Genomic DNA, 19,063 nt, shown 5'->3' on the forward strand with positions numbered 1-19,063 from the left:
CTCGTAGCGGAGCTACTAGGGCTTTTGACCGGTGCGGCGAGAGGGCGTGCCGGGCGTCGCGACGCCGCGGAGATCCATCAGAAGAGCCCTAGCCGACCGGCGGCTTCCTGAACGCGCGCAGGGAGAACTCCGGGTCGGGGCGTGCGCGGTCCTGGTCGGGCAGGGCCGCCACCTGGGTGGCGAACCGCTCGGTGACCGGGTCGCCGGGCGGCAGCACCGTGAACCAGCCGCGGCGCAGGTCGGCCACGGTCCTGCGGGGGCTGCGGCCCTGTCCGCGGCCCGGGAAGGAGGCCTGCCCGGCCGGGAAGAGGCGGTGTGCGGCGGCGTACGACTCCACGAGCTGCCCGGCGTCCCGGGCCGGGCGGCGCGGCCGGGCGGCGAGGACGGCGTCGATGTCGCTGCCGACGTCGTGCGCGGCGGCCTTGTCGACCGTGGTGACGTACACCCCGCCGGGCCGCAGCACCCGGGCGCACTCGGCGACGACCGCCCGGACGTCCTCGGGTTCGTCGAGGAGGTGCAGCAGCCAGACGCTGGTGACGGCGTCGAACGTCCCGTCGTGGAACGGCAGTCGGCGGCTGTCGGCCAGCAGCACCGAGCCGGGCAGCCGGGCGGCGGCCATCCGGGCCATGCCGTACGTCAGGTCGGCGCCCGTCACCCGGGTCGCGGGCCGCGCGGACACGAGCCGCCGGGTGACGATGCCGGTACCGCAGGCGACGTCCAGGAGCCGCTCGGTGCCGGCGGGGATCAGGCCCAGTACGGCGTCCGCGGCGGCCTCGGCCCTGGGCTCGCCGCCGCGTGTGGCGTCGTACGCTGCGGCTTCCTTGTCGTAGTCGAGCACACGGGTCAGTGTGCCCCGTGTCCCGGTGCCAGATCCTCGACCCTGCGTGCGAGCCCGAAGTCCAGCTCGGTGACGGCACCGCCCACGCTGTGCGTGTTCACGGACAGGGACACCGTGTTGTAGCCGAGGGTGAGGTCGGAGTGGTGGTCGAGCTCGTCCTGGACCTGGGCGATGTGGATGACCATCGCGGTGGCCGCGAAGTGCGAGCCGAGCCGGTAGGAGCGGGTGAGCCGGTCGTCCTCGACCGACCAGCCCGGCAGCTCGGCCAGCCGGTCCTCGATCTCCTTCTGCGACAGCGGTTCCACGGGCATGGCTCGCTCCTTCCGAGGGGCGGGGGTTCCTTTTCAGCGTGCCACAGCTGTGCCGTCGAGGCCCTGGTCAGAACGGGTTGCCGATGGTCAGCGACGGGCCGTTTCGGCCGCCAGGTCGTCCGCCAGTGCGGCGATCCGGGAGCGGCCCTCGACCTGCTGGACCCAGGCGTGCGGCAGGCCGACGTCGCCGTGCAGCGCGCCGAGCAGGTTGCCGCAGATGGAGCCGGTGGAGTCGCTGTCGCCGGAGTGGTTGACGGACAGGAGCAGGGCGTCCCGCACGCGCGACTCTGCCAGCGCGCAGTAGACGCCGATGGCGAGGGCCTCCTCGGCGACCCATCCGGCCCCGAGAGTCTCGACCTTCTCCGCGGTCGGCGATCCCTGTGCGGCCAGGTCGAGGGCCTCTTCGAGGGCGGCCGACGTCTCCTCGTGGCCCGGGTGGCGGGCGAGCAGCCGCAGGGTGCGCAGGACCGCGCCTTCCAGGGACTCTCCGTCCACGAGGTGGGCCACGATCGCGGCCAGCGCGCCCGCCGCGTAGTAGCCGGTGGGGTGGCCATGAGTGATCTGGGCTCCGCGGGCGGCCATCGCGAAGGCCGCGTCGGCGGGGTTGACCAGGCCGAAGGGGGCCGAGCGCATCACGGTGCCGCAGCCCTTGGAGTCGGGGTTGACCTGCCCCGGCTTGCCGTCCAGCTCGAGCCACGGGTCGGGCGCGTACAACTGGGCAATCCCCGAGAGACAGGCGTTGCCCGGGGCGCGGCGGGCGTACAGCCAGGGCTCGGTGATCAGACCGCCGGTGGGGGCGCCGCCCTGCTCCGGACCCGGCTTCGACTGGGTGTCCAGCCAGCGTTCGTACGCCTGGCGCAGCAGCAGCGCCCAGGCACCGCCGATCCCCTTCTCCCGCTCCCGGGCATGCGCCTGGATCAGGGCCTCGACGGTGAACAGGCTCATCTGGGTGTCGTCGCTGATCCGACCGGTCACGCCCTGCGCGCCGGATACGAACCCGGTCACTCCGCGCTCGCCGTGGCTCCCGCGGATCCGGTCGAGGGTGGCGAACTCGACGGGGTAGCCGAGGGCGTCGCCGACAGCCCCTCCCAGAAGGCAGCCGCGCACTCGGGCGCGGTACACCGCGGCGGTCTCCAGGATCGGTTGCGACGGCCAGGTCATCTGCTGCACTCCTCGACTACGGTCGTACGTATGACCATTGTCGCGACCGGAACAGACGCCTCCGCCACCGGCCCCGCCGACAAGGGCGTCGGGCCCCTGCTGCGGGCCTGGCGGGAGCGGCGGCGGGTGAGTCAGCTGGAGCTGGCGCTGCGGGCCGACTCCTCGGCGCGGCACATCAGCTTCATCGAGACGGGGCGTTCGCGGCCGAGCGAGGAGATGGTGCTCAGGCTCGCCGAGCACCTGGAGGTCCCGGTGCGCGAGCGCAACGCCCTGCTGCTGGCGGCCGGTTACGCCCCGCACTACCCGGAGACCCCGCTGGACTCCCCCGCGCTGGACGCCCTCCGGCAGGGCATGGAGCGCCTCATCCAGTGCTACGAGCCCTACCCGGCGCTCGTGGTCGACTCGGTGTACAACGTCGTCGCGGCCAACCGTGGCGTCATGATGCTCATGGAGGGCGTCGCGGAGTCCCTGCTCCAACCCCCGCTGAACGCCATGCGGTTGACGCTGCACCCCGAGGGTCTCGCGCCCCGCATCCGCAACCTGCCCGAGTGGCGCGGACACCTGCTCGCGCAGATGGAACGGGAGATCGCCCTGCACCGCTCCGCACCACTGCGCGCACTGTACGAGGAGGTCGCGGCCTACCCGGCACCGGAGCCGGGGCACGGCCACGAACCGGCCGAGCCCGTCCCGTACTTCGCCCTCCCGATGCAGATCGAGCACGACGGCCGGACCCTGTCCTTCATCTCCTCCATCTCCACCTTCAACACCCCCATGGACGTGACGGTCGCCGAGCTGGCCATCGAGACGCTGCTGCCGGCCGACCCGGCGACGGTCAAGTACCTTCAGTCCCTGATGTCCTGACGCGCCTTCAGCGCCATGTACTGCAGTGCCGCGAAGGCGGCGACGACCAGCGCCTGCAGCAGGGTCCACACCGCACCGGCCGCGGACGGCGACAGCCACACGGCCAGGGCGACGCAACTCAGCACGGTCCACGCGACGTTGGTCTCGATCACCGCCCGCACCGGCAGCGCGGCCGGCCGGGCCCGGGAGGCGAGCAGGCCCACCACCGCCCCGGACAGCGCGAGGACCACACCGAGTGCGAGCAGAAGATGGGAACTCACCCCGAGAAGCCGGCCGAGCGGCCCGGAGACGGCGAAGGTGGGCGAGCCCGTCGGCGCCCGTCACCACCGCGTCCAGGGCGAGGAAACGACGCAGCGCGGTGTGCGGGCCGAGGTGCGGGCGAGTGCGGTGAACTGGGTCGCGGACATGGCGAATCACCGTCCGTCGAGGTCGCGTTGCAGCAGCGGGAACCCGGGTTCCGGACCGGAGTGCGCCGCCCCGGAACCCGGTGCCACCACCATTCCGCGCGCCGCCGCGGCGGTCGATTACCCGTGGGGTAACGCAGTACCCGTACGCCCCGCCGACCGGCACGCGTGGCAAGCGCCTCACCGCCGATCCCGTGAGACTGACGGCGGAACATGAAACACTGCTTCGCGCATACTTCGGCGCGTGGGTGCATGATCCGCCGGACAGACCCCAGGGGAGGCGTGGCGTGAGTGAGCGACGTCCCGCGCCCACTGTCGGTCAGGTCGTGCTCGGCAGGCGCCTGCAGGAACTGCGGGAGGCGGCCGGGCTCAAGCGCGAGGAGGCCGCACGCGTGCTGCGCGTGGCCCCCGCGACCGTACGGCGGATGGAAATGGCCGAGGTCGCGCTGAAGATCCCGTACGTCCAGGTCCTGCTGACCGCGTACGGCGTCGCGGACGACGAGGCGGCCGCGTTCGTCGCGCTCGCCGAGGAGGCGAACCAGCCGGGCTGGTGGCAGCGCTTCCACGACGTGCTGCCGGACTGGTTCAGCCTGTACGTGAGCCTCGAGGGCGCCGCCGGCATCATCCGTTCCTACGAGCCGCACTTCGTGCCCGGGCTGCTGCAGACCGAGGCCTACGCCCGCGCGGTCATGGAAGCAGGAACGATCGGCCAGACCGGGCCGGAGAACATCGACCGGCATGTCTCCCTGCGCATGGCCCGGCAGAAGCTCCTGGAACGCCCGGACCCGCCCCACCTGTGGGTGATCATGGACGAGACGGTGCTGAAGCGGCCGGTGAGCATCCGCGGCGACGTGATGCGCGAACAGCTGGACAAGCTGCTGGAGTTCGCGGAGCGGGACCGGGTCACGATCCAGGTCGCCGAGTTCAAGGACGGCCCGCACCCGGGGACGTACGCGCCCTTCACGCTGTTCCGTTTCGGCGAGCCCGAGCTGCCCGACATGGTCTTCACCGAGTACCTGACCGGCGCCCTGTACCTGGACTCGCGCACGGAGGTCTCCGCGCACCTGGAGGTCCTCGACCACATGACGGCGCGGGCCGCCTCGGCCCAGCGCACGAGGAAGATCCTGCGGGAGTACCGCGAGAACTTCTGAGCCACTGTCGAACCACAGCACCTTCGAGTCACGCACCGCACCTTGACCGTCCCGAGGGGGAGACACCGCATGACCGGACCCGACGCCGCGCCCGTACAGATAGACACCAGTCGCCCGCACCCCGCCCGCGTCTACGACTGGTGGCTGGGCGGCAAGGACAACTACCCGGTGGACGAGGAGCTGGCCCGCAAGATCCTCGCCCTGGACAGGACGGCGGTCCGCGGGGCGCGGGCCAACCGGAGGTTCATGCACCGGGCCGTCCGCACCGTCGCCGAGGCGGGGATCCGCCAGTTCCTGGACATCGGTACGGGCATCCCCACCGAGCCCAACCTCCACCAGGTGGCCCAGGAGGTCGCGCCGGAGTCCAGGGTGGTGTACGCGGACAACGACCCGATCGTGCTGCGGCACGCCCAGGCGCTCCTGCACGGCTCCGCCGAGGGCAGTACGGAGTACGTGCACGCGGACGTGCGGGACATCGACACGCTGCTGGAGCGGGCCGCCGAGTCGCTCGACTTCGCGCAGCCGGTCGCGCTCTCGCTGGTCGCGCTGACCCACTACCTGGGCGACGAGGCGGACGGCGACGACGTCCACGGCCTGCTGCAGCAGTACGTCGCGGCCCTCGCCCCGGGCAGCTACCTGATCCTGTCGCAGGTCACCCCCGACCTGAACCCGGAGGCCATCGCGAAGGCGGCCGGCGCCTTCCGGGCCAGCGGCACCCCCTTCTACCCACGCCCGATCACCGAGTTCCAGCGCTTCTTCGAGGGACTGGAACTGCTCGGCCCCGGGGTGATCCCGGTGACCGGATGGCGCCCGGAGGCCGAGGACGTGGCGGCGCAGGCGGAGGGGGTCGTGCCCGTGTATGCGGGGGTCGCCGTCAAGCGCTGACGTGGAGTGGCATGTGACATAGCACTGAGAGTGGTGTGTCACATAGCACTGCCGCCGGTATGTGACACAGCACTGCGACTGGTATGTGACACAGCACTGCCCCCACCCCACCCCCTGCACCCGTACGGCCGCCGTGAACCGGTGCGCTCCCCCGCTCGCCCCTAGCGTCGAAGCACAGGGCCAGCAGGGGAGCGACGCACCGTGACCGACACGCGAATACCGCCCACCGAGCCGGGAGCGGCGCTGCTGCGCGCCGCGAGGTTCTTCCGCCCCGGCACGCCGTCGCCCGACCTGCACAGCATCGGGAGGGCGGGCGGCCGCGAGACGGACGCCTTCTACCGGGACCGCTGGAGCCACGACACCCTGCGCATCCCGCTGGAGTACCTGGCGGAGGTCTTGACGGCCGGTGAGGTGGGGCCGGTGCGCGCCTCACTCGAGAAGCTCGCCGCGATGCGCGCCCACATGCGGGCCGTCAACCTCGGCGAGGAACCCGACGAGGCCGTCGCCTCCGCCGTCGGTATGGGGCCCGCCGAGATCGAGGCGATGTACCGGCTGCTGGCGATCGCCACGTACGAGGACCGGTACGTGATTCCGACCGCGGCCGTGGGCGATGCCCAGCGGCTGGAGGAGTCGGCGCTGCCGGACGAGTGCAGCCTCGACCAGGCCGGCGGGCCGGGCATGGGCGGTGACGGCCCGTCCGGCCAGGACTCGGGACGCAAGCAGGTGCCGCTGGTGTCGGTGGAGAACTTCCACGTGCTGCGCAGACGCCAGACCACGGACGACACGAAGGAGACCTGATGCCCTCGGACGCCGTGCTGTACCAGGGCGCCGCGCTCTGTCTGACGTACCCCGACGAGGACTTGCGCGCCCGGCTGCCGCTGCTGCGCGAAGCCGCCCCGCAACTACGGGAGTTCGTCGACCACGCGGCGGTGACGCCGCTCCAGGAGCTGGCCGCGCACTACGTCCAGGTCTTCGACTTCAAGAACCGCCACAGCCTCCACCTGAGCTGGTGGCGCGACGGCGACACCCGGCGGCGCGGCATGTCGCTGGTCCGCTTCAAGGAGGTCTACCGCGCCGCCGGCCTGGAGTTCACCGGCGAGGAACTGCCCGACTTCCTGCCCGCGGTCCTGGAGTTCACGGCCCGCACCGGCAGCACGGACCTCCTCACCGAACACCGCGACGGCCTGGAGCAACTCCGCTGCCGGCTCACCGACTTCGGCACGCCGTACGCATCCGTTCTGGACGCCGTGTGCGCCGCACTGCCGACCGCACACAAAGGGGTGCGCCCATGACCACACTCCTCCGGGGGCGTCCTGCCGTACGTCGCCTTCGCCCTGCTGGTCGCCGGCCTGATCTGGCGCCACCGCTACGACAAGTACGGCTGGACCACCCGCTCCTCGCAGATCTACGAGTCGAAACTGCTCAACGTCGCCTCCAACGCCTTCCACTACGGCATCCTGTTCGTCCTCGCCGGCCACCTCGTCGGCCTGTTCGCCCCCGTGTCCTGGACCGACTCGATCGGCATCAGCGAGCACACGTACCACCTGCTCTCGCTCTACGGCGGCACGACGGCCGGCGTCCTCACGGTCGTCGGCATCCTGCTCCTGATCTACCGGCGCCGCACCAGGGTGCCCGTCTTCCGCGCGACGACGGCCAACGACAAGCTCATGTAGTCGTGCTGCTCGCCGCGATCGTCCTGGGCATGGTCGGCAAGCTCACCCACGCCTCCGGCGGCGGCTACAACTACCGTGAGACCATTGCCCCTTGGGCCCGCAGCCTGTTCGCACTCCGGCCGAGGACGCAACTGATGGACGGCGCACCGGTCCTCTACCACGTCCACGTCCTGACCGGCATGCTCCTCCTCGCCCTGGTCCCGTACACCCGCCTGGTCCACATGTTCAGCGCCCCGGTGCAGTACCTGTTCCGCCCGTACGTGGTGTACCGCAGCGGCGACCCGAAGCAGCTGGGGGCGCGGCCGGAGCGGCCGGGCTGGGAGCGGCTGCGCGGCTGAGCCCTCGGGTAGCATCGCGACTGCGAAGAATCGATGCTTCCGGTGAGCGCGGCGGGGGAAAGCGGGCATGCCCAAGCGGTACGTGGTCTCGCAGCACGGGGGTTGGCGGACCTACCCCGACATCACGTCCGCGCTGCGTGCTGCCGAGGGCAGCAGATCGGCGCGTATCGAGATCAACGCCGGACACTACGAGGAGACGCTCGCGGTACGTGGCGCGGTCGAGTTGGTCGCGCTCGGGGATCCGGGCACCGTGGTGGTGAACCCACCCCACGGCAAGGTGCTCGACGCCTCCGGCTCGGTGACGGCAAGGGGGTTGGTGCTGGTCGGCCGCGGCGCCGACGCCGTCGACTGCCGTACGGGCACCCTCACCCTGGACCGGGTGGAGGTCCGGGCCCACGACGGTGTCTGTGTGCACGCCAGGCGGAACACCGCCGTGAATTTGATGGACAGTCAGTTCTATTACGGCCGGGTTCTGTTCGCCGGTGCCTCGGGCAGTGTCGAGCGGTGCCGGTTCGTCGACTCCGCCGACAACGCGGTGGCGGTGATCGAGGGTGCCCGGGTGTCGGTCCAGGACAGCTGGATCGGTGGCAGCGCGCTCCACGGCGTACGGGTCAGCGGCGCATGGGCTCACGTCGCCCGGTGCGAGCTCACCGGCACGCGGCGGGGAGCCGTCTGTGCGGACGCACGGGCGGAACTCACTGTCTCGGACTGTGCGATCACCGCAGTGCACGAGGACGGCCTCATGTTCATCGAGCAGTCGCGGGGCTTGGTGCACGGCACGCGCGTCACCGACGCGGAGTACGGGATCGGTGTGACAACCGGTGCCGATCCCGTGGTGCGGAACTGCGTGTTCGCCGACTGCCGCGAGACAGGCATCACCGTCCACTCCGCGGGCCGTGGCACCTTCGAGGACTGCGAGATCCGTGACGCGCGCGTCGTCTCCGTGTTGTCGTCCAAGGGCGGTGCGCCACGGGTCACCGGCTGCCGCATCTCGGGAGGCAACGTCGGCATCGCAATCATCGAGAAGTCCCGCGGTCACTTCACGCGGGTCGACGTACAGGGCCTGACCAACCTGGCCCTGCGGGTCCGGGACGGATCCAACGCCGTGTTCGAGGAGATCCGCGTCGCCGGTTGCCCGGCAGGACTGGAGACACTGGGCGACGCGGCCACCACGGCCGAGCTGACCGACTCGAGCATCCGCGACTTCGACATGACGGCCGTCGCCGCCGGGGGCCAGTCCCGGGTCAAGCTCAGGCGGGTCTCGGCGGAGCGCGGGCTGGTGGGCTTCGGCGCTGTCGAGGAGTCCCAGCTGCTGGTGGACGACTGCACCGCGACGACCATGACCAGGAGTGGGGCGGTCGCCGCGGGCAAGGCGACCTTCATCGCGCAGAACCTCACCGTCACCGGCTCGGCGGGTCTCGGCCTCAGCTGCAGAGACTCCGTGTACGTGGCCGTGACGGGCAGTCACTTCAGCGACTGCGCCACCGGTGTGTCCTTCGAGGGCTCGGCCGGCGGCCAGCTGGTGGACTGTTCCGTGACGGGCGCGGAGAAGGGCCTGGCCGTGCTCCACAACGGCCTGGTCGAACTGGTCTCGCTCCGCACCCGGCTGCGGGTCGTCGAGCGTCCCGCGGAGCCGACCCCTCCCCCGGTGACCACGGTGGTCAACAACTTCAACGGACCGGTCATCTACGGCGCGGTCCAGAATGCCAATCTGGCGTGGAACAACGCCCACGTCGTCCAGCAGCAGACCCATACCGACGGAGCCGACGCATGAGCGAACCGCATCAGGTCAACAACTACGACGGACCCGTGATCCACGGCGGCGTCTCGAACTCCCAGTTCGCCTGGAACAACGAGAAGGTCGACCAGAAGCAGGAGAACAACGGCGCGGCCGCCCCGGGGTTCGAGGCGCTCTCAGCGCTGGTTCACGACCTGTTGCGGCAGCTGCCCGAGGTCGGTCTCGCCGCCCAGGACCGCACGGACACCGAGGCCGCGGCCCGGGGGGTGCTCGCCGAGATCACCGGTGCCGCAACCCCCGAGCCGGGCAGGTTCCGCCACGCGCTGAACGCACTCCGGGGAGCGCTGGTCCCCGTCGCGGCCGGTCTCACGGCCGGCGTGACCGCGGGGGCCCAGGAGTGGGCCCAGGAGGCGATCAGAAGCCTGACGAGTCTGGTCTGAGCCGCCGGGGAGCGGGCCGCCGCCCGAGGCCGGGCCCCGGGCGGCGCACGGACCTCAGGCGGCTCCGCCCTTCGCGTCCTTGTCCTCGTCGACGATCTCCGCGTCGACCACGCCCTCCTCGTCCTGCGGTGAGGTGTGCTGCTCGGTGCCGCCGTCGGTCGGTGCCTGGTCGGCCTGGGAGTACATGGCCTGGCCCATCTTCTGGCTGACGGTGGCGAGTTTCTCGACGCCGGTGCGCAGTTCGCCTGTGTCGGCGTTGCGCTCCAGGAGCCCCTTCAGTTCCGTGGCCGCTTCCTCGACCTCCGCCTTGGTGTCGGCCGGGATACGGTCCTCGTTGTCCCGTATGAACTTCTCGGTCTGGTAGACGAGTTGCTCGGCCTGGTTGCGGGTCTCGGCGGCCTCGCGGCGCTTGCGGTCCTCCTCGGCGTACTGCTCGGCCTCCCGCATCATGCGGTCGATGTCGTCCTTGGGCAGCGCCGAGCCGCCGGTCACGGTCATCTTCTGTTCGCGGCCGGTCGCCAGGTCCTTCGCCGACACGTGCATGATGCCGTTCGCGTCGATGTCGAAGGCGACCTCGATCTGCGGCACCCCGCGCGGGGCCGGGGGCAGACCCGTGAGGTCGAAGACGCCCAGCTTCTTGTTGTACGCGGCGATTTCACGCTCGCCCTGGTAGACCTGGATGCCCACCGAGGGCTGGTTGTCGGTGGCGGTCGTGAAGATCTCCGAACGCCGGGTCGGGATGGTCGTGTTGCGTTCGATGAGCTTCGTCATGATGCCGCCCTTGGTCTCGATGCCGAGGGACAGCGGGGTGACGTCGAGCAGCAGGACGTCCTTGACGTCGCCGCGGATGACGCCGGCCTGGAGGGTCGCGCCGACGGCCACGACCTCGTCGGGGTTGACGCCCTTGTGCGGGTCCTTGCCGGTGAGCTCCTTGACCAGTTCGGTGACCGCGGGCATCCGGGTCGAGCCGCCGACGAGGATGACGTGGTCGACCGCGGCGAGCTTGATGCCGGCGTCCTTGACGGCCTGGTGGAAGGGGGTCTTGCAGCGGTCGAGGAGGTCGGCGGTGAGCTCCTGGAACTGGGCGCGGGTCATCTTCTCGTCGAGGTGCAGCGGCCCCTCGGCGGACGCGGTGATGTACGGCAGGTTGATCGTCGTCTCCGACGAGCTCGACAGCTCGATCTTGGCCTTCTCGGCGCCCTCGCGCAGCCGCTGCAGCGCCATCTTGTCCTTGCCGAGGTCGATGCCGTACTGCCCCTGGAACTTCTTGACCAGGAACTCGACGATCCGCTGGTCCCAGTCGTCGCCGCCGAGGTGCGTGTCGCCGTTGGTGGCCTTGACCTCGATTACGCCGTCCCCGATCTCGAGGAGCGACACGTCGAACGTGCCGCCGCCGAGGTCGAAGACCAGCACGGTCTGCTCCTCGCCCCGGTCCAGGCCGTAGGCGAGGGCCGCAGCCGTCGGCTCATTGATGATCCGCAGGACCTTCAGGCCTGCGATCTCCCCGGCCTCCTTGGTCGCCTGCCGCTGCGAGTCGTCGAAGTACGCCGGTACGGTGATCACCGCGTCCGTGACATCCTCGCCCAGGTAGGACTCCGCGTCCCGTTTCAGCTTCTGCAGGACCCGCGCGGACAGCTCCTGCGCCCGGTAGCGCGTCCCGTCGACGGCGCCCTGGTCCGGGAAGCGCCAGCTCCCGTCGCCCATGTGCCGCTTCACCGAGCGCGCGGTGCGCTCCACGTTGGTCACGGCCTGCCGCTTGGCGACCTCGCCGACGAGCACCTCCCCGTTCTTGGCGAAGGCCACGACCGACGGCGTGGTCCTGGCCCCCTCCGCATTGGCGACGACCGTCGGCTCACCGCCCTCCAGGACGGCCACCACGGAGTTCGTGGTCCCGAGATCGATCCCGACCGCACGTGCCATCTCCGTCCCCTTCCGCCAGGGCACATCTCAGACTCCAGCACAAAACTTGAGTGCGCTGTTGTCAATGGGGCGGCCCCGGGAGGGGGCGGCCGGACGGGGTCAGGTTCCCGCGGTACGCCGCCTGACCAGGCGTACGAGGACGGCGGCCGCCACGGCCGAGCCGGCCACCAGCGGGATGTCGATCAGCAGGAACTCCCAGCCGATCTCGAACTCCCCGCTGATCACCGTGGCGACGACGCCGAGCGCCACGGCGAGCGCGGCGCCCGCCCAGCGGGGCAGCCCGGGACGGAGCAGGGCGATGAACAGGCCCAGGGCGACACCGGCCGCGATCGGGAACAGTTCGTTGCTCATGGTCCGACCTCTTCCTCGGCGGGCGCCGCTCCGGCCGACAGCGCGCCGCCGGCGTCCGTCTGCTGGGGCAGCTCGGTGAAGGCGGGCGGCTCCTGCACCAGACCGCCGCTCGCGGTCAGGCCCACGGGGGCCGGTCCCGCGTCCAGTGCCGGTGCGGCGTTCTGCGGTGTCTCGCCCGTGGTGGAGACCGACACGGGCTGGTCGGGTGTGCCGGTTTCGATGGTGATGCGCATGGGTGTCCTGCCTTCCGCCGACCGTGGCCGGCCGGGGTCAGTTGAGGACGGCGTACCGGCCCTCGAACGTGACGGTGTTCTGGGTGAGGTTCTTGACGGTGATCCAGTACGTGGCCCGGTCGGCGGAGGCGCGCTCGACGGCGACGTCCCAGTCGACCTGCGGGGCGCCCGGCGCCGGCGAGGTGGGCACCATGTACCAGACGACGTGCCAGGACGTGGGCCAGTTGAAGGTGAACCAGCGCTGGGTCGCGCCCGGCGACAGGGTCCCCGCGAACTGGGTGTTGGTCCACATGACCGTTCCCCTCTCGACGTGTCTCGACGTCGGCGGTCTCAGTAGCGGCTGAGGATCTCGTAGCGGCCCTCGAAGGAGACCGGCTCCTGGGTGAGGTTCCTGACGGTGATCCAGTAGGTGACGTACTCGTTGGAGGCGCGCTCCACCTGGGTGGTCCAGCTGATCTGGGGCGCGCCGGGGTGCACGGTGGTCGGCATGACCGTCCACAGGACGTGCCAGGTCGCGGGCCAGTTGAAGGTGAACCAGCGCTGGGTGGCGCCCGCCGCCAGGGTGCCGGTCCACTGGGTGCCGCACACCGGCTGGGTCATCCAGCCGTCGACGGGCACTTCCCACACGCCGCGGTTGCGGGTCCCGGCGCGCAGCACGCGCGCGTGTGGGTGCAGGACGATGTCGCCGACGAAGGCGTTGGGCAGCCCGGTGCCGAACTGCTGCCAGCTCGCCCCTTCGTCGGTGCTCTGGTACACGCCCAGGTCGGCGGCGACCCAGATGCGGGCGCGGTTGCGCGGGTCGACCTCGACGGCGTTGAGCGGCAGGCCGGGCAGTCCGGTCGTGGAGCGGTCGGTCCAGTGGCTGCCGCCGTCCGTGGACTGCCAGACCCGGCCGCCGCCGACGGATGTGTGCGTCACCCACAGGCGGTTGGTGTCGGCGGGGTCGGCGTGGATGTCGCTGATCCAGGCGCCGGTGCGCGGTGCGGTCAGCGCATTGAGGGCGCTCCAGGCGGTGCCGGACCAGGTGGTGCGGTAGAGGCGGCCGTCGGTGGTGCCGACGAGGATGTGGTCGGCGGTCGGGATGTACATGGCGCTCGCGGTGGCCGCGTTCGGGAAGGCCAGGCTCGTCCAGTTGGCCGCGTTGTCCCGGGACACGTACAGCTTCGCGCCGCCCAGCGCGACCGTGCTGCCGTTGGTGGCGCTGGTCTCCAGCGGCGGGTAGAAGAGCGAGCCCTCGCCGGCCGGCACGGGCGGGGACACGTTGGTCCAGCTGCCGAAGTCGCCGCGGCTCACGGACCGCTCGAGGCTCATGCCGAAGAACGTGTGGAACACCGTCCGCGGATCGTTGCGGTTGACGGCGCAGTCGCCGCCGTCGCCGTCCTGGGAGTGCGTCCACACCGGCGACCCGGTCCAGCGGTTGGTGCCGTTGTCCTGGGTGCCGCCGATCACCCAGCGCGAGGAGCCGAAGTCCTGGGCGAGGTACTCGAACTCGGTGATGGTCAGCCCGTTGTTGAGGTGCTGCCAGGTGATGCCCCGGTCGGGGCTGCGGAACAGGCCGCCGTCGTTGCCGACGTAGATCGCGTCGGGGCTGCCGCTCTCGAAGGCGACGGCGTGCTGGTCCGGGTGGATGGAGTCGCCGGTGGCGCCCTTGTTGGAGATGGTCTGCCAGGTCCAGGTCGTGCCGGACAGATCGCCCCGGTAGGCCTCGATGGCGCCCAGGTAGATCCGGTCCGCCCGGTCCGGGGCGACGGCGAGGAACCAGTCGTACCAGGCCTGGCCGGTGGAGACACCGGGCGGAGGTGTCACCGCGGCCCAGGTGCCGCCGGCCCGCCGCCACAGGCGTGCGGTGGTGCCCGTGGCGCCCCAGGTGTAGGCCACCGTGGTGTCGGAACGGGCGATCGCGGTGGCGAGCCGGTCGAAGGAGGCCGGTGCGCCGGGCAGGGTGACGGCGGTCCAGGTGGTGCCGCCGTCGGTGGAGCGGAACAGTCCGTCCCGGCAGGCGGCGAGTGCCTCGCCGGCCGCGACGGACAGCGACCAGGTCCGGGTGGAGCGGCGCCGGGTCCAGGTCGCGCCGCCGTCCGTCGAGACGTACAGGCCGCCGGTGGTCGCCGCGTGCACCGTGCCGGCGCGCGTGGCGTCGAAGGCCAGGTCGTAGAAGCCCTGCCCGACGAAGGGGGTGGTGGCCAGCGGCGACCATTTGGTGCCGCCGTCGGTGGAGCGCAGTACTCCGGTGCCGAGCCAGGACCACCAGTTGCCCTCGCCGGTGCCGGCCAGCACGGTCGAGGCGTTCGCCGGGTCGAAGGCGAGCGCGCCGACGGTGAGGGTGGCCGCGTCGTCGGTGCGCGGCGCCCAGGAGGCCCCGCGGTCGTGGCTCTCCCAGACGCCGCCGTTCGCAGCGCCGACCAGGAGATGGGCGGCGTTGCCGGGGTCGGTGGCGATGGCCGAGACGCGGCCGGAGACGTTGACGCGGCTCGCGCCGTACGTCTGTCCGCCGGGCACCGTCCACGGCCCGAGCGAACGCCATGCCGGGCCGACCGCGGCGGGCCCGGCGAGGGCCTCGGCCGTCTGCTGGTACTCGGCCGCGACGCCGCCCGGCTCCGGGGCGGTGGGCCGGGCCTGAGGCCCGACAGCGCGTTCGATCAGGGCGTTCGTCCCGTCGGCGTCGAGTTGGGGGGCGGCGAGAGCGACCTGGGAGGCGGCTTGTTCGGCGAGCCCGGCTCGGGTCAGTTCCTGCACCAGCCGGGCGAGTGCCTTGCCGCCGGGCGGGCGGCCCGGTCGTCCGGTGGAGCCGCCTTCGGCTGTGCTGCCTGCCGCGTCCTGGGGCTCGTGTGGTTCGGGATCGTTCGGCCCACGCATGACTGCACCTCCCCCGAGGCCGGCGCGGCATACGCCTGTCCGCCGGCGTGGTGCGTGCTTACGGGAGACCCCCGTGCGCTCCGCCCCTCATCCATCCCACCGGTGTCGACCGCTGTCAATCGGCCTCGGTGTCGCTGGGATCAGGGGTGTCGGGTGGTGCCAACAACGAGTCGTTCCGGTGGGGTTGGGCTTCCTCTGCCCCGTTTTCGTGCGCCGGTGGTACCTCGTCCGCGCCCTCTTCGGGGGTGGCCGGATCCGCATCCTGAACAGGTTGCCGGGCGTTCAGGAACTGGCGCAGGCGCTCGGCGGCATGTCCGCCCTGCGACTCGGACGGCTCTCGGTCCTCGGAGCGTTTCTCGCCCATGCACGGCACGGTACTGCGTCGCGCCGCCGCGTCCAGCGCGCCGGGGTGCCGGGCTGCCGGGCTGCCGGGCTGCCCGGGTGCCGGGGTGCCGGGGTGCCGGGGTGCCGGGGTGCCGGGGTGCCGGGCAGTGACGCCCGGCACCCGTGCCGCGGCGGTTCAGGCGAGCTTGGCCGACAGCGTGATGGTCGTGCCGGTCAGGGCCTGGCTGACCGGGCAGTTCTTCTTGGCGTCCTCGGCGGCGGCGCCGAAGGTCTCGTTGTCGATGCCGGGGACCGTGCCCTCGACGGTGAGGTGGATGCCGGTGATGCCCTCTCCCGGCTGGAAGCTGACGTCGGCCGAGGTGACGAGCTTGGTGGGCGGGGTGCCGGCGCCGTTCAGGGCGTGCGACAGCGCCATGGAGAAGCAGCTGGAGTGCGCGGCGGCGATCAGCTCCTCGGGGCTGGTCTTGCCGTTGGCCTCCTGGGAGCGCGAGGCCCACGTGACCGGCTGCGCCGCGATGGCACCGGAGGAGTCGAAGTTGACGACACCGCTGCCCTCGATCAGGTTGCCTTCCCAGACGGTGTGTGCGGAGCGCGTGGTTGCCACGGTGAATCCTTCCGAATTCCGGGTGTTCCTTTGGGATCCCATCCGATCACATTCCGGCTCACTGCACCCGGAACACCGGCCCCCGGGCGGTGAACGGCAGCCGTGCCCCCTGTGGGATCAGATACGCGTGCTCGCGCCGCACCCGGAGCACGTCGCACCAGCCGTCCGTGATGACGAGGACCGGCGCGCCCGGCGGGAAGTCGTCAGCCCGGTGCAGGAGGTCGATGCCGGGCTGCAGGACCGTGCCGCCGCGGCCGTGCACCCGGACCCGGCCGGCGATCTCCGTGACCGGCACGAAGCCGGCGTCGTGCGGGGCCGCGTCGCAGAAGACGACGCGGGCGGCCGGTACGTCGCGGGCCTCGGCGTAGGAGGCGATGGCGCCGAGGGCCTTGCCGAGGAGGGTGCGGTCCATGGAGCCGGAGGTGTCGAGGACGACGCCGAAGGTGCAGCGGGCGATCTCCTCGGGCGGGAACCACCGGCCCGCGCGCGGGATGTCGGGCGTGGAGGACTGACGGCGGGAGGGGCGGGCGTAGGAACGTACGGGCTCGGGGCGGGGCACGAACTCGTCGAACCAGCGGGCGAGTCGGGCGTCCCACGGCAGGGGCGGGTGGCTGAGCGTGCGGATCTCCTCGACCAGGCCGGCGGGCAGGAAGCCGCGCTCCTGCTGCTGGTGCAGGTCCAGGCCCTGGCACAGGCCCCGGCGGTAGAACTCGTCGAGGTCGACGTAGTCGCCGGGCGCGCCCAGCGGGGCGCCGAGCATGTCGCCGGCGCCCTTGCCGCGCAGGGTGGCCAGGCGGCGCATGCGGCGCAGGTCGCCGGCGATGCGGTCGTAGACCTCCTCGGCGGAGAGGCCGGTGAGCGCGGGGTCGTGCAGGAGCCCTTCGGGCATCGTGCCGACCTGCATGTCGCAGAGCCAGCCGTTGATGACGTAGTCGCAGGCGATGTTGAAGAGGTAGTGGTCGCGGGTGCCGCAGCGGTCGCCGTGGCGCAGGGCGGCGTGCAGCATCTCGTGGGCGAGGATGAACCGCCACTCCTCGTCGTCGAATCGGCGGAGCGGGTTGATGTAGATCTCGCCGGCCTCCGCGTTCACCGCGGCCACGGAGATGCCGTGCGCGCGGGCGAGTTCGGCGTCGGCGACGAGCTTGATGCCGGCCGCGATGCCGCCGAGCAGCGGGTAGGAGGAGATGAACCAGCTCAGGGCCTTCTGCCAGGGGCGCTGCGGGGCGAGCTCCCCGCTGAGGGAGTCGCGGCGGCCGCCCGCCATGTCCATCGCCGCGGACACGGTCCGGGTCAGCGCGGTGGCGAACGCCAGCTGGTGGTCCGGGGGTTGGCCGTAGTACCCGTGCCAGGTCAGGAGCCGCAGGTCCGGCTCGTCGCCGGCCGTACCGCAGCGCTCGTACGCGGCCGGGAGGCCGTCCCGGCGCCAGCGCGCGGCGAGTTGCTCCTCGTCGCCGTCGGGGTAGGAGGCGGGGAGCGCCTCGGGGGTGTCGCCGATGGTGAAGTTCAGCAGGAAGCGGTTGACGACGACGCAGCGTGCGGCGAGGTCGTAGCGGTCGGGCTGGGTGCGCTCGCCCTTCGCCGCCGGGACGTGTCCGAAGCCGAGGTGCAGGACGGCGTGCGCGAGGGCCCAGGCCCAGGCGGCGGGTTCGGCCCGGCGGTGCGGGTGGATGTGCAGGTGGGCGGCGGAGTCGACGACCACGAGGCCGTCGCGGGGGGCGACCTTGCACTCCTCGTGCCGGCAGACGTCGAACTCCACTGCCGCAAGGGCCGGGTTGGCCTTCACCAGCCGCATTCCTTCGGCGAACGCCTCGGCCGCGAGGTCCCGTTTCTTCTGGCCCTTGTCCTTGGTACGGCTCACCGGCGGGCCTCCACCAGCCGGGGCATGTCCCGGGCGGCCTCGATGAGGAACCAGGAGGGCAGGACGGGGTTGCCGTCGGCGTCGGATGCGATGACGGTCTGGGCGACCTCGACGGAGATCTCCGCGAGCTGCACCAGCAGCGACTTGGCGCGGTACGCGGTCTGCCGGCCGTTCGCCGACATGTGGTCCTTGCTGACCGGGAGTTCCTTGATCAGGCGGCCGCGGAAGGACTCGGCGAGGTAGTAGAGCAGGTCGCGGTCCTCGATGCGGTTGGGCCAGCGGGCGTCGCCCTTGATGATCGCCTCGATGCCGAACTGGCTGCGCACGATCTTGACGTAGCCGCAGAAGGCCGTGGCGTGCGCGGGTGTCAGCGTGCCGTGCGCGAGGACCTTCAGCGTCTCCTCGTCGAGGTCGCGGCCGAAGGAGTGCAGGGCGTCGGAGAGCATGTGCCAGGAGCGGGGCGTGGAGAACGGCTCCTCGGTCTTGGGCGGCTTGGACCACAGATGGTCGGGCCGGTCGGTGAGGTGGTCGAGGATCCAGGGGTGGATGTCGTTGTTCGCGGCCCAGGTCAGCCAGTCCTTGGCGGACGCCTCCAGGTGGACGTGGGCGAGGCGGTTGACGAGGGCGGAGGCGACGGGACGGGCGAGCGCGTTGTCGGTGGCGCGGTTGCCGGCGCCGATGACGATCGAGCCCTTCGGCAGCTCGTAGTTGCCGATACGGCGGTCGAGGATCAGGGAGTAGAAGGCCTTCTGGACGTCCGGGGTGGCCGCGTTCAGCTCGTCCAGGAACAGGCAGTACGGCTCGTCGCGGGCGATCGCCTCCGGCGGGCAGAACACGGACCGTCCGTCGCGGATCTGCGGCACGCCGATCAGGTCCTCCGGCGCGAGCTGGGTGCCGAGCAGGCTCACGCACTCCAGGCCCAGCGACTCGGCGAAGTCCCTTACGAGGGAGGACTTTCCGATGCCGGGCGCGCCCCAGAGGAAGACCGGCCGCACGGTGGCGAGGCCGAGAAGCAGTTCGGGGATACGGGCGGGAGTGACGGTGACGGCAGCCTGCAAGGCAGCGGCTCCTGAGGAGTGTTCGAGGAAGGTTCGAC

Annotated in this window: 18 protein-coding genes and 3 pseudogenes; 8 read left to right on the top strand and 13 right to left on the bottom strand. The window is 71.5% G+C overall.

Features of this window, described 5'->3' with window-relative positions; genetic code table 11:
- Positions 1-88: 88 nt before the first annotated feature.
- The 3 genes from ABZ880_RS18350 to ABZ880_RS18360 form a co-directional block, all read right to left on the bottom strand.
- A complete protein-coding gene (locus ABZ880_RS18350; protein WP_361263517.1) occupies positions 89-838 on the bottom strand; it encodes a class I SAM-dependent methyltransferase in 750 nt (249 codons plus the stop codon).
- A 5-nt stretch (positions 839-843) separates the two neighbouring features.
- Positions 844-1,149 (bottom strand): 4a-hydroxytetrahydrobiopterin dehydratase, encoded by a 306-nt coding sequence (locus ABZ880_RS18355; protein ID WP_361263520.1) that lies wholly within the window; start codon positions 1,147-1,149, stop codon positions 844-846.
- Positions 1,150-1,236: 87 nt separating this feature from the next.
- Positions 1,237-2,310 (bottom strand): ADP-ribosylglycohydrolase family protein, encoded by a 1,074-nt coding sequence (locus tag ABZ880_RS18360; RefSeq protein ID WP_361263523.1) that lies wholly within the window; start codon positions 2,308-2,310, stop codon positions 1,237-1,239.
- Between the two features lie 30 nt (positions 2,311-2,340).
- On the opposite strand from ABZ880_RS18360, the gene ABZ880_RS18365 reads away from it, so the two are divergent.
- Positions 2,341-3,171 carry a helix-turn-helix transcriptional regulator gene (locus ABZ880_RS18365; protein WP_361263526.1) on the top strand — a complete coding sequence of 277 codons (831 nt, stop codon included), beginning with the start codon at positions 2,341-2,343 and terminating at the stop codon, positions 3,169-3,171.
- Here ABZ880_RS18365 and ABZ880_RS18370 read toward each other — a convergent pair.
- Positions 3,153-3,578, bottom strand: a pseudogene (locus ABZ880_RS18370) (hypothetical protein). The gene ABZ880_RS18365 and the pseudogene ABZ880_RS18370 sit on opposite strands and share 19 nt — an antisense overlap.
- A gap of 284 nt (positions 3,579-3,862) precedes the next feature.
- Between ABZ880_RS18370 and ABZ880_RS18375 the strand changes: the two are divergent.
- The 7 genes and pseudogenes from ABZ880_RS18375 (at position 3,863) to ABZ880_RS18405 (ending at position 9,800) form a co-directional block, all read left to right on the top strand.
- Positions 3,863-4,726, top strand: coding sequence for a helix-turn-helix transcriptional regulator (locus ABZ880_RS18375; RefSeq protein ID WP_361263529.1), 864 nt, complete (start codon positions 3,863-3,865; stop codon positions 4,724-4,726).
- 69 nt (positions 4,727-4,795) lie between these two features.
- The gene (locus ABZ880_RS18380; RefSeq protein ID WP_361263532.1) at positions 4,796-5,611 is read left to right on the top strand and encodes an SAM-dependent methyltransferase; all 816 of its coding nucleotides are present in this window, start codon (positions 4,796-4,798) and stop codon (positions 5,609-5,611) included.
- Between the two features lie 357 nt (positions 5,612-5,968).
- Positions 5,969-6,409, top strand: a pseudogene (gene narY, locus ABZ880_RS18385) (nitrate reductase subunit beta); the annotation flags it as partial.
- Positions 6,409-6,903: a nitrate reductase molybdenum cofactor assembly chaperone gene (gene narJ, locus ABZ880_RS18390; RefSeq protein ID WP_361263535.1), complete on the top strand. Its 495-nt coding sequence runs from the start codon at positions 6,409-6,411 to the stop codon at positions 6,901-6,903. The pseudogene narY and the gene narJ, both read left to right, overlap by 1 nt.
- Positions 6,904-6,924: 21 nt before the next feature.
- A pseudogene (gene narI, locus ABZ880_RS18395) lies at positions 6,925-7,622 on the top strand (respiratory nitrate reductase subunit gamma).
- Between the two features lie 67 nt (positions 7,623-7,689).
- A complete protein-coding gene (locus ABZ880_RS18400; RefSeq protein WP_361263539.1) occupies positions 7,690-9,396 on the top strand; it encodes a right-handed parallel beta-helix repeat-containing protein in 1,707 nt (568 codons plus the stop codon).
- Positions 9,393-9,800 carry a hypothetical protein gene (locus ABZ880_RS18405; RefSeq protein WP_361263542.1) on the top strand — a complete coding sequence of 136 codons (408 nt, stop codon included), beginning with the start codon at positions 9,393-9,395 and terminating at the stop codon, positions 9,798-9,800. The genes ABZ880_RS18400 and ABZ880_RS18405 overlap by 4 nt, the downstream gene beginning before the upstream one ends.
- A 54-nt stretch (positions 9,801-9,854) precedes the next feature.
- On the opposite strand, the gene dnaK is transcribed toward ABZ880_RS18405, so the two are convergent.
- The 9 genes from dnaK to ABZ880_RS18450 form a co-directional block, all read right to left on the bottom strand.
- Positions 9,855-11,720, bottom strand: a complete 1,866-nt coding sequence (gene dnaK, locus ABZ880_RS18410; RefSeq protein WP_361263545.1) for a molecular chaperone DnaK — start codon at positions 11,718-11,720, stop codon at positions 9,855-9,857.
- Between the two features lie 99 nt (positions 11,721-11,819).
- Entirely contained in the window at positions 11,820-12,071 is a 252-nt protein-coding gene (locus ABZ880_RS18415; RefSeq protein ID WP_361263548.1) for a hypothetical protein, read from the bottom strand.
- Positions 12,068-12,304 (bottom strand): hypothetical protein, encoded by a 237-nt coding sequence (locus ABZ880_RS18420; RefSeq protein WP_361263551.1) that lies wholly within the window; start codon positions 12,302-12,304, stop codon positions 12,068-12,070. Before ABZ880_RS18420 ends, ABZ880_RS18415 begins: the two co-directional genes overlap by 4 nt.
- A 37-nt stretch (positions 12,305-12,341) precedes the next feature.
- A complete protein-coding gene (locus ABZ880_RS18425) occupies positions 12,342-12,596 on the bottom strand; it encodes a hypothetical protein (protein ID WP_361263554.1) in 255 nt (84 codons plus the stop codon).
- Between the two features lie 38 nt (positions 12,597-12,634).
- Positions 12,635-15,160 carry a hypothetical protein gene (locus ABZ880_RS18430; protein ID WP_361263557.1) on the bottom strand — a complete coding sequence of 842 codons (2,526 nt, stop codon included), beginning with the start codon at positions 15,158-15,160 and terminating at the stop codon, positions 12,635-12,637.
- A 115-nt stretch (positions 15,161-15,275) separates the two neighbouring features.
- A complete protein-coding gene (locus tag ABZ880_RS18435) occupies positions 15,276-15,524 on the bottom strand; it encodes a hypothetical protein (RefSeq protein WP_361263560.1) in 249 nt (82 codons plus the stop codon).
- Between the two features lie 156 nt (positions 15,525-15,680).
- Positions 15,681-16,109: an OsmC family protein gene (locus ABZ880_RS18440; protein ID WP_361263563.1), complete on the bottom strand. Its 429-nt coding sequence runs from the start codon at positions 16,107-16,109 to the stop codon at positions 15,681-15,683.
- 58 nt (positions 16,110-16,167) lie between these two features.
- Entirely contained in the window at positions 16,168-17,967 is a 1,800-nt protein-coding gene (locus ABZ880_RS18445; protein ID WP_361263566.1) for a hypothetical protein, read from the bottom strand.
- Positions 17,964-19,025 carry a MoxR family ATPase gene (locus tag ABZ880_RS18450; RefSeq protein ID WP_361263569.1) on the bottom strand — a complete coding sequence of 354 codons (1,062 nt, stop codon included), beginning with the start codon at positions 19,023-19,025 and terminating at the stop codon, positions 17,964-17,966. Before ABZ880_RS18450 ends, ABZ880_RS18445 begins: the two co-directional genes overlap by 4 nt.
- Between the last annotated feature and the right edge of the window lie 38 nt (positions 19,026-19,063).

This window comes from Streptomyces sp. NPDC047043 (assembly GCF_040644055.1).
GTDB lineage: Bacteria > Actinomycetota > Actinomycetes > Streptomycetales > Streptomycetaceae > Streptomyces.